Below are 12,646 nucleotides of genomic sequence, written 5' to 3' on the forward strand. Positions count from 1 at the left end.
GTCGCCAATGCTCCGCAGTGGCTCCCTCCTCCGCCTTGCGATGCACGCACCCCAACGCCGCCCCGCCCGCCCTCCGGGCGGACGACGGGAGTTCGACGACAGGCCCAGGACCTCACACCGGTGTGAGGGTCAAGAACACGACGGACGGCGAAGGGCCGGACCCCCCGTGCGGGAGGTCCGGCCCCTCGGTGCCTCAGGGCCTACCGGCCGGTCAGGCGTCGCCGCCGGCGGCGCCCGGGTCGGCCGCGGTCACGTCGAGCAGCTGGTAGCGGTCGATCGCGTCCTTCAGCGCCGAGCGGTCGATCTTGCCCTGCTTGGCGAGCTCGGTGAGCACACCCAGGACGACCGACTGCGCGTCGATGTGGAAGAAGCGACGGGCCGCGCCACGGGTGTCGGCGAAGCCGAAGCCGTCGGCGCCCAGCGACTGGTACTGACCCGGCACCCAGCGGGCGATCTGGTCCGGCACCGCGCGCATCCAGTCGGACACCGCGACGACCGGGCCCTCGGCACCCTGGAGCTTCTGGGTGACGTACGGCACGCGCTGCTGCTCCTCGGGGTGCAGCAGGTTGAACTCCTCGGCCTCCACCGCGTCGCGGCGCAGCTCGTTCCAGGAGGTCGCGGACCAGACGTCGGCCTTGACGTTCCACTCCTCGGCGAGGATGCGCTGGGCCTCCAGGGCCCACGGCACGGCCACGCCGGAGGCGAGGATCTGGGCCGGGATCTGGCCCGCGGTGCCCGGCGCGTACCTGTGCAGACCCTTGAGGATGCCCTCGACGTCCACGTTCTCCGGCTCGGCCGGCATCTTGATCGGCTCGTTGTAGACGGTCATGTAGTAGAACACGTCCTCGCCGTGCGGGTGCTCGGCGCTGGAGCCGTACATCCGCCGCAGACCGTCCTGGACGATGTGCGCGATCTCGAAGCCGTACGCCGGGTCGTACGCGACGACGCCGGGGTTGGTCGAGGCCAGCAGGTGCGAGTGGCCGTCGGCGTGCTGCAGGCCCTCACCGGTCAGCGTGGTGCGGCCGGCGGTGGCGCCGATCACGAAGCCGCGGGCCAGCTGGTCGGCCATCTGCCAGAACTGGTCGCCGGTGCGCTGGAACCCGAACATCGAGTAGAAGACGTACACCGGGATCAGCGGCTCGCCGTGGGTGGCGTAGGACGAGCCGGCGGCGATCAGCGAGGCGGTACAGCCGGCCTCGGAGATGCCGTCGTGCAGCATCTGGCCGGTCGGCGACTCCTTGTAGGCGAGGAGCAGGTCCCGGTCGACCGACTCGTAGGTCTGGCCGAGCGGGTTGTAGATCTTCGCCGACGGGAAGAGCGAGTCCATGCCGAAGGTGCGGTACTCGTCCGGCGCGATCGGCACGAAGCGGTTGCCGATGCCCTTGTCCCGCATGAGGTCCTTGAGCACCCGGACGAACGCCATGGTGGTGGCGATGGTCTGGTTGCCGGAGCCCTTCTTGACCGCCTTGTAGGCGTCGTCGCCGGGCAGCTCCAGCTTCCGCGGGCGGACCTTGCGGGTCGGCACGTAGCCGCCGAGCTCCTCCCGGCGGTCGTGCATGTACTGGATCTCCTCCGAGTCGCGGCCCGGGTGGTAGTAGGGCGGGTAGCCCTCGTCCAGCTGCTTGTCGGTGATCGGCAGGTGCAGCCGGTCGCGGAAGCGCTTCAGGTCCTCGACCGTCAGCTTCTTCATCTGGTGGGTGGCGTTGCGGCCCTCGAAGTTGGGGCCCAGCGTCCAGCCCTTGACCGTCTGCGCCAGGATGACCGTCGGCTGGCCCTTGTGCTCGCGGGCCGCCTTGAACGCCGCGTAGATCTTCTTGTGGTCGTGGCCGCCGCGACCCAGGTGCTGGATCTGCTGGTCGGTCATGTTCTCGACCATGGCGCGCAGGCGCAGGTCGCCGCCGAAGAAGTGCTCGCGGATGTACTGGCCGGTCTCGGTGGCGTAGGTCTGGAACTGGCCGTCCACCGTGGTGTTCAGCTTGTTGACCAGGACGCCGTCGCGGTCCTGCGCGAGCAGCGGGTCCCAGGAGCGGTCCCAGACCAGCTTGATCACGTTCCAGCCGGCGCCCCGGAACTGGGACTCCAGCTCCTGGATGATCTTGCCGTTGCCGCGGACCGGGCCGTCCAGGCGCTGCAGGTTGCAGTTGACCACGAAGGTCAGGTTGTCCAGGCCCTCGCGGGCGGCCAGCGAGAGCTGGCCGAGCGACTCGGGCTCGTCCATCTCGCCGTCGCCGAGGAAGGCGTAGACCTGCGAGTCCGAGGTGTCCTTGATGCCGCGGTGCTCCAGGTAGCGGTTCATCCGCGCCTGGTAGATCGCGCCGAGCGGGCCGAGGCCCATCGAGACGGTCGGGAACTCCCAGAAGTCCGGCATCAGCCGCGGGTGCGGGTAGCTGGAGAGGCCGTACGGGGCCTTCGACTTCTCCTGGCGGAAGGCGTCGAGCTGCTGCTCGGTGAGCCGGTCCAGCAGGAAGGCGCGGGCGTAGATGCCGGGGGAGGCGTGACCCTGGAAGAAGATCTGGTCGCCCGACTCGCCCTCGGCGTCCTTGCCGCGGAAGAAGTAGTTGAAGCCGACGTCGTAGAGCGACGCGGAGGAGGCGAAGGTGGCGATGTGGCCACCGACGCCGATGCCGGGGCGCTGCGCCCGGGAGACCATGACGGCCGCGTTCCACCGGGTCGCGTTGAGGATCTTCCGCTCGATCTCCTCGTTGCCGGGGAAGAACGGCTCGTCCTTGGTCGCGATGGTGTTGACGTAGTCCGTGCTGCGCATCTCGGGCACGGCGACACGCTTCTCGCGGGCGCGCTCGATCAGCCGCAGCATCAGGTAACGGGCACGCTCACGCCCCCGCTCGTCGATGGCCGCATCGAGCGACTCCAGCCATTCCGCGGTCTCCTCGGGATCGAAGTCCGGGACCTGACTCGGAAGGCCGCCAATGATGATCGGGTTGCGATCGGATCCGGAAGCCACGCTGTTCCTTCACTGTCGGTCGAAACTGAGGTGTGTCGCGCCGCCTCCATCGTGCTACCGCGCTCGGAGATCCGTCATCTCTACCGATCGGTAACCGTCGCGCCCGGTGGGCGGTCCGGTCTGGTGGTGCGCGATGCGGGCGTCTCCGTCCGCTCCGCACACCCCCGGGTGTTACGAAAAGAGGTGGTCCGACCTGGTGTCCCGTCCGCCCGATGGCGGGCGGCCGGGGTGAGGGCCAACAGGAGACTCTACGCCCGCGCACGCGCGGACCCCGAATGCCGTTCGCATCTCGGGCACACGTACGGCCTGTGGGCCGGGACCACCCGAAGCATCCTCGGACCATGCAGAAAAGGGCAAATCGGTGTGATTCCCGACACGTCCCACGGCGTGTTCCGGTGCGACACGTCAACCTTTGGAGGGGATCGGGGGTCGGGTACTTGCGCGAACCGCCGCGCCCGTGTGGACTACGGCCACAGCCTCGGCATGGATGCCGAGCCGAATACTGGAGGTTATTCCCGTGAGCGCGACCGCGGACCCCGCGGACAAGTCCAACCCGGCGACCCGTCTCGGCTTCGAAGAGGGCCAGATCATCCAGGAGCTGGGGTACGACGAAGACACTGACCAGGACCTCCGCGAAGGCATCGAGGAGCTCACCGGGACGGATCTCGTCGACGAGGACTACGACGACGTCGCCGACGCCGTCCTGCTGTGGCACCGCGACGACGACGGGGACCTCACCGACGCCCTCGTCGACGCGCTGGAGTACCTGGCGGAGGGCGGCCTCATCTGGCTGATGACGCCCAAGACCGGGCGGGACGGCCACATCGAGGCGTCCGACATCAACGACTCGGCCAAGACCGCCGGTCTCTCCCAGACCAGCTCGATCAACATCGTCAAGGACTGGGCGGCCACCCGGCTCGCGACCAAGTCCACGGCGAAGCAGAGCGGCGGAAAGCGCTGAGCGGGCTCTGAAGTCCCCGCACCGGGCCCCGCCGGAGGAACCCCCTCCGGCGGGGCCCGCTGCATGCCCGCCGCCCGCCCGGGGCCCGGCCGGCGCTCCGGACCGGCCCGTTCGCGGACGGCGAACGCGGCGGGCCGCGGCCGCCCGCCTCATCCGTTCGGCGGAACGGCCGTAAACGAATGCGAGGATGTGGCCTGCCGCGCCCGCCGCGCGGCGCGCTCGCGTCAGAAAGGTCCCGTTCATGGCCATCGAGGTCGGCACCCAGGCTCCGGACTTCGAGCTCCGCAACCAGCACGGCGAGTCCGTCCGGCTCTCCGACTTCCGCGGCCGGAAGAACGTCGTCCTGGTCTTCTACCCGTTCGCCTTCACCGGCGTCTGCACCGGCGAGCTGGGCGCGATCCAGCGGGAGCTGGCGGGCCTGCAGAACGACACCGTGCAGGTGCTCGGGCTCTCCTGCGACTCCCAGTTCTCCCAGCGGGTCTTCGCCGACCGGGAGGGCCTGGGGTTCCCGCTGCTGGCCGACTTCTGGCCGCACGGCGAGGTCGCCCGCGCGTACGGCGTCCTCGACGAGGAGCGGGGCTGCCCGCTGCGCGGCACCTTCGTGGTCGACACCGCCGGCGCGGTGCGCTGGAGCGTCGTCAACGGCCTCCCGGACGCCCGGGACGAGCAGGAGTACCTGAAGGTGCTCGCGGCGCTCTGAGGCCCCGCCGGGGGCCCCGGACGCGTCCCGGGCGCGCCCGCCGGGCCCCTTCGGCGCCCGCCGGCCGGGTGCCGTGGGGCCGTGTCCGGCCTGATCAGGGGTGCGGGCGGGAACCCCGTACTACGCTCGGGCCGTTGGCGGGGTGGGACGCGGGGGCCGATCGGCCTCCCGCCGCCCCGGACCGCACCACCGGGGGCACCACTGGACGTGCCTCCCGATTCTTGGAGGACTAGTGGGAGTCAGCCTCAGCAAGGGCGGCAACGTCTCGCTCACCAAGGAGGCACCCGGCCTCACGGCCGTGGTCGTCGGCCTGGGCTGGGACGTCCGGACCACCACCGGTGCGGACTTCGACCTGGACGCCAGCGCCCTGCTGTGCAACGCCCAGGGCAAGGTCGCCTCGGACGGCAACTTCGTGTTCTTCAACAACCTGAAGAGCCCGGACGGCTCGGTCGAGCACACCGGTGACAACCTGACCGGCGAGGGCGAGGGCGACGACGAGGCGATCAAGGTCAACCTGGCCGGTGTCCCGGCGGACGTGGAGAAGATCGTCTTCCCGGTGTCGATCTACGACGCCGAGACCCGCAGCCAGAACTTCGGCCAGGTGCGCAACGCGTTCATCCGCGTGGTGAACCAGGCCGACAACTCGGAGCTGGCCCGCTACGACCTCTCCGAGGACGCCTCCACCGAGACCGCGATGGTCTTCGGCGAGCTGTACCGCAACGGCAGCGAGTGGAAGTTCCGCGCCATCGGCCAGGGCTACGCCTCCGGCCTGCGCGGCATCGCGCAGGACTTCGGCGTCAACGTCTGAGCCGTCGCCGGCGCCCTGCGGCGCGGGCTGCGCGCCGTTCTCCCGGGGCGGCCCCGGACCTCCGTGGTCCGGGGGCCGCCCCGGCTTCGTCCGACCCGGTGCCGCGCTGGTCCGCGGCGCTGCGAGGATGTGAGTTCAGGAAGTTCAGCCGACCAAAGCCGGTCGGCCGGGGCCGCGGGGGACTACACCTGGATGGCGCCCCGGGAGAAGCAAGGGAGGAAGAACGTCATGGTGGTCACGCTTGCCAAGGGTGGCAACGTCTCGCTCACCAAGGCCGCGCCGAACCTGACGCAGGTTCGGATCGGCCTCGGCTGGTCCGCCCGTTCAACCACGGGCGCCCCGTTCGACCTCGACGCGAGCGCCCTGATCTGCGGTGGCGGGCGAGTGCTCGGTGACGAGTACTTCGTCTTCTACAACAACCTCAAGAGCCCCGAGGGCTCGGTGGAGCACCAGGGCGACAACCTCACCGGCGGCGACGACACGGGTGACGACGAGGTGGTCGAGGTCAACCTGGACCTCGTCCCGGTGCAGGCCGACAAGGTGATCTTCGCGGTCTCGATCTACGAGGCCGAGGCGCGGCTCCAGAACTTCGGTCAGGTCCGCAACGCCTACATCCGGGTCGTCAACTCGGTCGACGGCCAGGAGATCGCCCGGTACGACCTGTCCGAGGACGCGTCCAGCGAGACCGCGATGATCTTCGGCGAGCTGTACCGCTACGCGGGCGAGTGGAAGTTCCGCGCGGTGGGCCAGGGGTACGCCTCCGGCCTGCGTGGCATCGCGCTCGACTTCGGCGTGAACGTACAGTAAGGGCGGAAATCGGACTTATCGCACCCGACCCGATCATGAGAACAGAGGGCAGTGCGGGGGTGGCCTGACCGGGCCCGGCCCGGTCAGGGCGTCTCGGGTACGAGGCCGACCCCGGCACGGCCAAAACCCGAAAGGTAGCCAACTCCCGTGTTCCTCCGCACATTCGGCTGGTCGCTCGCGATCACCGCCATCGGCCTGGTCGCGGCCGGACTGCTCTGGGGAGCCCAAGGCTTCGGCATCGTGCTGATCCTCTCCATCCTGGAGATCTCCCTGTCGTTCGACAACGCGGTGGTCAACGCCACGGTGTTGAAGCGGATGAACCCGTACTGGCAGAAGATCTTCCTGACCGTCGGTGTGCTCATCGCGGTCTTCGGCATGCGCCTGGTCTTCCCGCTGCTGGTCGTCGGCCTCACCGCGAAGCTCAACCCCACGACGGTCATCGACCTGGCGCTGCACTCCGACAAGACCCACGACGGCCTCACCTACGGCCAGTACCTGGAGGCGGCCAACCCGGCCATCGCGGCCTTCGGCGGCGTCTTCCTGCTGATGATCTTCCTCGACTTCATTCTCGGGGAGAAGGACTACAACTGGCTGTCCTGGATCGAGCGCCCGCTGGAGAAGGTCGGCAAGCTGGAGGCCTTCTCCACCGTCGTCGCCCTGGTCGCCCTGCTGCTGGCCTCCAACTTCTTCGCCGGGGAGCACGCGGAAACCGTTCTGCTCGCCGGCGTCCTCGGCCTGGTGACCTACCTCGCGGTCAACGGCCTCTCGTCGATCTTCGAGTCCGGCCTGGAGGCCGAGGAGGAGCGGGAGGAGGAGGCGGAGAAGTCCGGCAAGTCGATCATGCAGGTCGGCGGCAAGGCCGCGTTCTTCCTCTTCCTCTACCTGGAGGTCCTGGACGCCTCGTTCTCCTTCGACGGCGTGGTCGGCGCGTTCGCCATCTCCAGCGACATCTTCCAGATCACCCTGGGCCTCGGCATCGGCGCGATGTACATCCGCTCGCTGACCGTCTTCCTGGTCCGCAAGGGCACCCTGGACGACTACGTCTACCTGGAGCACGGCGCGCACTACGCGATCGGCGCGCTGGCGGCGATCCTGCTGGTCGGCATCAAGTTCCACATCCCGGAGATCGTCACCGGCCTGATCGGCGTCGCCTTCATCGGACTGGCACTCGGTTCGTCGATCCTGCGCAACCGGCGCGAGGGCGCCGGCGAGGACGAGGAACCGGAGCTGGTGGGCAGCGGCAAGTAGCCGCCCACGCGGTCCGCAGGACAAGCGGAAAGGCCGCCCCCGGGGTCTCCCGGGGGCGGCCTTTCCCGTGCTTCCTGGTTGTCCCCGGGGGACGCCCGGTCAGCCGAGCTGCTGCTCGATCGCGCGCAGCTTGCGCTCCAGCGAGTCCAGCTTCGGCATCGACAGGGTGTCGTCGTCGGCCGTCAGGTCGATGGTCGAGTCGCTGCGGGACGACCCGGTGCCGGAGGACGCGTACGAGGAGGACGCGTACGAGGAGCCGACGGCGGCGCGCGGCCGGCGGCCGGCGTCCAGGGCGGCCGGCTCGAAGGAGTCGGCGGACCGGTGCGAGTCCGCGTACGACGAGGCCGGGGAGGTCGAGGTGGTGGCGTCGGTTTCCGCGGCTAGGGCAGGCTCCGTAGCGCTCGGGCCGTCTCCGGCAGCCGTGAGGGCGGGAACCTGGCGGCCGCCGCGGCCCCGGGCGAGCATGCCGCCCTGGCGCGAGATGGCCTTCAGCTCGGCCCGCTCGCGGCGGTCGGCGGTGCGGGCGCGGGCCTTGGCGTCCAGCTTCGCCTGGCGCTCCTCGCGCACCTCCTCGACCGCCTCGTCCAGGCTGCGGACGTTCTCCAGCAGCATCAGCGACCAGGCCGCGTAGGTCTCGCGCGGGGCGCGCAGCCAGCGGACGATGCGGATCTGCGGCAGCGGGCGCGGCACCAGGCCCTGCTCGCGCAGCGCGGCCTTGCGGGTCTGCTTCAGCGCGCGGTCGAACAGGATCGCCGCCGAGATCGACATGCCGGAGAAGAACTGCGGGGCGCCGTCGTGCGACACGCCGCGCGGGGCGTGCACCCAGTTGAACCAGGCCGAGGCGATCGCGAACACCCAGACCAGCAGGCGCGAGCCGAGCGCGGCGTCACCGTGGCTGGCCTCGCGGACGGCGAGCACCGAGCAGAACATCGCGGCGCCGTCCAGGCCGAACGGGACGAGGTACTCCCAGCCGCCGGACAGGCCCAGGTTCTCCTTGCCGAAGCCGACCAGGCCGTGGAAGGAGAGGGCCGCGGCGACGCCGGCGCAGCAGAACAGCAGCGTGTACGAGGAGATGCCGTAGATCATCTCCTTGCGCCGGCGGCGCTCCTCGCTGCGCTCCCAGGAGTCGCCGGACTCGTCCTTCTTCGAGCTCTTGAAACGCAGCGTCGCCAGCAGGACGGCGACGAACAGCAGGGCTGCGCCGCCGATGACGGTCCAGACCAGCTGTATGGAGGTCAGGTTCATTGCGGGTCGGGCCTCGGGTTTCCGCAGGGGACAGGATCACAGCGCGACACAGGTGGTCAGGGCCCGCTGTACGGGCACCGCCTGACGGTCGGTTCGTCGCCGCACGGCATGCCCGCCGCACCCGCGCAGGGGCGGACGGGACGCCTGTGCGGCTAGACGATATCGCGTCCGAAGGGGCGGCATGTTACGGGAGGGCGGCTTCCTCCTGCCAATCGACCCGCCGGTTGGATAGGGGAGGGGTGGACGGGGTATCCGACGGCCGGGCCGATGCCCGATCATTGGTCGGCGGACCGTCAGAACGCCTGGCGGGAGCAGGGGGAGAGGACGGCATGGTCTCGATCTGGGAGTACCTGCGCGGGGACAAGAGCTACACCTTCGACAACCCCGGCGGTCAGCACAAGGTCATACTCACCAAGTCGACTCCGCAGCACGCGATCACCGGGTCGGCCGCCACCACCGGCTACCTCTACGTCAACCTGCACTGGACGATGAGCGCCGGGGGCTCCCGCCGGCCGAGCGCCCGGGAGTCCGTCAAACGGTTCTTCAGCCCGCGGATCCTGCGGCCGCAGGACCCGGACTCGCCGCAGAACAGCGAGCCGATGAACGTCGACCTCGACCTGGCCTGCATGTACGAGCTCTCCGACGGGAGCACCGGTGTGGTGCAGCCGCTCGGCGGGCTCTTCGGCGACCTCCAGAACGCGCCGTACATCAAGCTCAGCGGCGACGACCAGTACGGGGCGCCGTCCGGCGAGACGATGTACGTCAACCTGGAGAAGAAGGACAAGTTCAAGCGGCTGCTGATCTTCGTCTACATCTACGACGGCACGCCGGCCTTCGAGCAGTCGCACGCGGTGGTCACGATCGTGCCGCAGACCGGGCCGCGGATCGAGATCAAGCTGGAGGAGCGGGCCCGGGCGGCGCGCTCCTGCGCGGTGGTGCTGATCGAGAACGCGGGGGACAACCAGCTGACGGTGCGGCGCGAGGTGCGGTACGTCAACGGGTTCCAGGCGGACATCGACCGGCTGTACGGGTTCGGGATGCAGTGGCAGCGCGGGTACAAGGGCGACTGACGCCGGCGGGCGCGGCGGTTCCACGGCGGAGGGCGGTGCGGGCGGCGGTTCCACGGCGGAGGGCGGTGCGCGCGGCGGGGCCGGGGTCGTCCGGCGGCCCCGCCGGGGGTGTCATCGGGGCTGGAACTGCGGGCCCTGCGGGGGCAGCGCGAACTCCTCGCCGGTGGGCGCCGGGGGCTGGGCCGTCGGCGGCTGCGGCGGGACGGGCGGCTGCTGGCCGGTGCCGGGCTGCGGGTAGCCGTAGCCGGCGGGGCGCTGCTGCGGCGGCGCGGGCTGGTTCTGCTGGGGGTAGCCGTAACCGCCCGGCTGCTGCTGGTAGGGCTGCTGGCCGGTGCCCGGTTGCGGGTAGCCGTAGCCGCCGGTGGGCTGCTGCGGCGGTGCGGGCTGCTGCTGGGGGTAGCCGTACCCCGTGCCGGGCTGCTGGGGGTAGCCGTAGCCGGTGCCGGGTCGGTTGCTCGGGGGAGCGGTGGGCGGCGGGGGCACGGTCGGCGGGGCGGTGGGCGGCGGCGGGGTCGCCGGCGCGGGCGAGGCGTTCGCGGCGGTGGCCGGGGCCGGTGCGGTGGCCGGGGCCGGGGTGGGCGGTGACTGCGGGACGGCCGGGGCCAGGGTGAAGGTGCCCGGCTCGGGGGTGGTCGAGCGCGGGTCCGGCAGCGGGGTGCTGCGCGGGTCGAACGCGCCGGACGCGCCGGGGGTGGCGCCGGGGGCCTGGTCGGCCTCCGCCTCGTCGTCCACGGTGATGCCGAAGTCGGTGGCGAGGCCGATCAGCCCGGAGGTGTAGCCCTGGCCGATCGCCCGGAACTTCCAAGCCCCGGACCGGCGGTACAGCTCGCCCGCGACGAGGGCGGTGACGTTCTCGGCGTCGTCGATCGCGAACTCGGCGAGCGCGGGGACGCCCTCGCCGGCCGTGGCGTCGAAGAGCAGCAGGCGCAGCCCCGGCACGGCGCGGAACGGTCCGCCCTCGGAGGAGCCGGCCAGCACCACGCGGTCCACCTCGGCGGGCAGCTTGCCCAGTTCGACCTCGACCGTGTCGATGATCTCGGCGCCGCCGGAGGTCTGCTGCTTGGGCAGGTGGCGGACCAGGCCGGAGGGGTGGCGGGGCTGGTTGTAGAAGACGAAGTCGGCGTCCGAGCGGACCTTTCCGGAGGCGCCGAGCAGCAGCGCGGACGCGTCCACGTCCGGCGCACCGGGCGTGGCGCTCCAGCGCAGCACGGCGCGGACCGCCGCCGCCGGCAGTGCGATGTTGGCGCCCTTGGCCATCACGTGCGTCATAGCCGACCATCCTGCCTGTTCGCCACCCCTTCGGACAACGTGACCGGACCGGTCCGCGCGGAGTCGGACTTTGCCAAGACTTGCGCTTTCCGAGGTTTGCCGCCGTCGTTTCCGGGATGGGGCATCGATGCGCCCATGATCGTCCAAGTGGACCGGGATGTTCCGGGAGTTCAGTGCCGGGGAACCGGGACCGGCCGGATCCCGTCCGTACGATGGGCGGTCGAAAGGTCTCCGGGGGTTCGGCGGAGGGGCGTCCGGCGGCGGCGTGCCCGGGAACCTTGGCGCCCGGTCGGCCGGTTGACCAGGGTGTCGTCGGCAACGGGCCGGGGGCCGGTCCACTTCCTGGAGGAGAGCACCTTGCGCCATTTCGGCCACCTCGCCGAGGACGTACGCGGCCGGCTCTTCCTGGAACAGCCGCGCCCGTTCAGCGCGCGGAGCGGGCCGGAGGTGATCGCCACCGCCCTCGGCGGCACCCTCTACAGCCCGGCCACCAGGCCCGCCCTGGCCGCCGACATCCGCAAACTCGCTGGTCGGGGCGTGGTGTCGATGGTGCTCTGCCTGGAGGACGCGATCGCCGACCACGAGGTGGACGCGGGCGAGCGGAACCTGGTCGAGCAGTTGAATGACCTGGTCAAGGACTTCACCGACTGTGCACAGAGCCACCCCCTGCTCTTCATCAGGGTCCGCAGCGCCGCCCAGATCCTCGACCTGGCCGAGCGTCTCGGCCCGGCCGTCGAACTGCTCAGCGGCTTCGTGCTGCCGAAGTTCACCCCGGCGAACGGCGGCGGGTACCTGGCCGCGCTGGCCGCCGCCGAGGCCGCGACCGGGCGGCGGCTGTTCGCCATGCCCGTCCTGGAGTCGCCCGAACTCGCCCACCTGGAGACCAGGCGGGAGCAGCTGTTCGGCATCGCCGAGCTGCTCGCCGCCCACCGCGAACGGGTGCTCGCCGTCCGGCTCGGGGTCACCGACCTCTGCTCCGCGTACGGCCTGCGGCGCTCGCCCGACCTCACCGCGTACGACGTGGCGCTGGTCGCCTCGGTGATCGGGGACGTGGTCAACGTGCTCGGCCGGGCGGACGGCACCGGGTACACCGTCACCGGACCGGTCTGGGAGTACTTCCCGGTGCAGGAGCGGATGTTCAAGCCGCAGCTGCGCCGGACCCCGTTCGCCGGGGCCTCCGTCCCGGCCGCGGCCGGGGTGCTCCGGGCCTCCGGCGAGGAGGTCCGCCGGCGGATCATCGAACACGACCTGGACGGGCTGATCCGGGAGGTCGAACTCGACCGGGCCAACGGCCTGCTCGGCAAGACCTGCATCCACCCCAGCCACGTACCGGCCGTGCACGCCCTCTCCGTGGTCACGCACGAGGAGTACTGCGACGCCCGCGACATCCTCCGGCAGGAGCAGGACGGCGGCGGGGTACTGCGCTCGGCGTACACCAACAAGATGAACGAGGCCCGGCCGCACCGGGCCTGGGCGGAGCGGGTGCTGCTGCGGGCGGAGGTGTTCGGGGTGGCCCGGGAGGACGTGAGCTTCGCCGAACTGCTGTCGGCCTGCCTGTGCGGCTGACGGCGCCCGG

At 70.9% G+C, this 12,646-nt stretch carries 10 protein-coding genes; 7 read left to right on the plus strand and 3 right to left on the minus strand.

Annotated elements, in window-relative coordinates; all coding sequences use genetic code 11:
* Positions 1–211 precede the first annotated feature (211 nt).
* Positions 212–2,962, minus strand: coding sequence for a pyruvate dehydrogenase (acetyl-transferring), homodimeric type (gene aceE / locus ACWDCZ_RS20405; RefSeq protein WP_074000772.1), 2,751 nt, complete (start codon positions 2,960–2,962; stop codon positions 212–214).
* Positions 2,963–3,479: 517 nt separating this feature from the next.
* Between aceE and ACWDCZ_RS20410 the strand changes: the two genes are divergently transcribed.
* The 5 genes from ACWDCZ_RS20410 to ACWDCZ_RS20430 all read left to right on the plus strand — a co-directional run bounded on the left by ACWDCZ_RS20410 (position 3,480) and on the right by ACWDCZ_RS20430 (position 7,486).
* On the plus strand, positions 3,480–3,923 hold the full coding sequence (locus ACWDCZ_RS20410; RefSeq protein WP_049652614.1) for a DUF3052 domain-containing protein: 444 nt from the start codon (positions 3,480–3,482) through the stop codon (positions 3,921–3,923).
* A 241-nt stretch (positions 3,924–4,164) separates the two neighbouring features.
* Positions 4,165–4,623 (plus strand): peroxiredoxin, encoded by a 459-nt coding sequence (locus ACWDCZ_RS20415; RefSeq protein WP_449816583.1) that lies wholly within the window; start codon positions 4,165–4,167, stop codon positions 4,621–4,623.
* A gap of 232 nt (positions 4,624–4,855) precedes the next feature.
* A complete protein-coding gene (locus tag ACWDCZ_RS20420) occupies positions 4,856–5,431 on the plus strand; it encodes a TerD family protein (protein ID WP_074000774.1) in 576 nt (191 codons plus the stop codon).
* Positions 5,432–5,659: 228 nt separating this feature from the next.
* Entirely contained in the window at positions 5,660–6,238 is a 579-nt protein-coding gene (locus ACWDCZ_RS20425) for a TerD family protein (protein WP_049652609.1), read from the plus strand.
* A gap of 147 nt (positions 6,239–6,385) precedes the next feature.
* Positions 6,386–7,486: a DUF475 domain-containing protein gene (locus ACWDCZ_RS20430; RefSeq protein WP_049652607.1), complete on the plus strand. Its 1,101-nt coding sequence runs from the start codon at positions 6,386–6,388 to the stop codon at positions 7,484–7,486.
* A 99-nt stretch (positions 7,487–7,585) separates the two neighbouring features.
* Here the strand turns inward: ACWDCZ_RS20430 and ACWDCZ_RS20435 are convergent, their stop codons facing one another.
* Positions 7,586–8,731, minus strand: coding sequence for a DUF2637 domain-containing protein (locus tag ACWDCZ_RS20435; protein ID WP_049652606.1), 1,146 nt, complete (start codon positions 8,729–8,731; stop codon positions 7,586–7,588).
* A 329-nt stretch (positions 8,732–9,060) separates the two neighbouring features.
* Here ACWDCZ_RS20435 and ACWDCZ_RS20440 point away from each other — a divergent pair, with 329 nt between their 5' ends.
* Entirely contained in the window at positions 9,061–9,801 is a 741-nt protein-coding gene (locus tag ACWDCZ_RS20440; RefSeq protein WP_049652604.1) for a Tellurium resistance, read from the plus strand.
* Between the two features lie 111 nt (positions 9,802–9,912).
* Here the strand turns inward: ACWDCZ_RS20440 and ACWDCZ_RS20445 are convergent, their stop codons facing one another.
* Entirely contained in the window at positions 9,913–11,070 is a 1,158-nt protein-coding gene (locus ACWDCZ_RS20445) for a TerD family protein (protein ID WP_449816584.1), read from the minus strand.
* Between the two features lie 357 nt (positions 11,071–11,427).
* On the opposite strand from ACWDCZ_RS20445, the gene ACWDCZ_RS20450 reads away from it, so the two are divergent.
* Complete coding sequence (locus ACWDCZ_RS20450) at positions 11,428–12,636, plus strand: HpcH/HpaI aldolase/citrate lyase family protein (RefSeq protein ID WP_416873349.1); 1,209 nt, start codon at positions 11,428–11,430, stop codon at positions 12,634–12,636.
* Positions 12,637–12,646 lie beyond the last annotated feature (10 nt).

The organism is Kitasatospora sp. NPDC001225 (assembly GCF_053597855.1).

Bases quoted from the DNA above. Each gene is read 5' to 3' on its own strand.
- ACWDCZ_RS20415 (WP_449816583.1), top strand. From the start codon at position 4,165: ATGGCCATCGAGGTCGGCACCCAGGCTCCGGACTTCGAGCTCCGCAAC.
- ACWDCZ_RS20425 (WP_049652609.1), top strand. From the start codon at position 5,660: ATGGTGGTCACGCTTGCCAAGGGTGGCAACGTCTCGCTCACCAAGGCC.
- ACWDCZ_RS20435 (WP_049652606.1), bottom strand. From the start codon at position 8,731: ATGAACCTGACCTCCATACAGCTGGTCTGGACCGTCATCGGCGGCGCA.
- ACWDCZ_RS20440 (WP_049652604.1), top strand. From the start codon at position 9,061: ATGGTCTCGATCTGGGAGTACCTGCGCGGGGACAAGAGCTACACCTTC.
- ACWDCZ_RS20445 (WP_449816584.1), bottom strand. From the start codon at position 11,070: ATGACGCACGTGATGGCCAAGGGCGCCAACATCGCACTGCCGGCGGCG.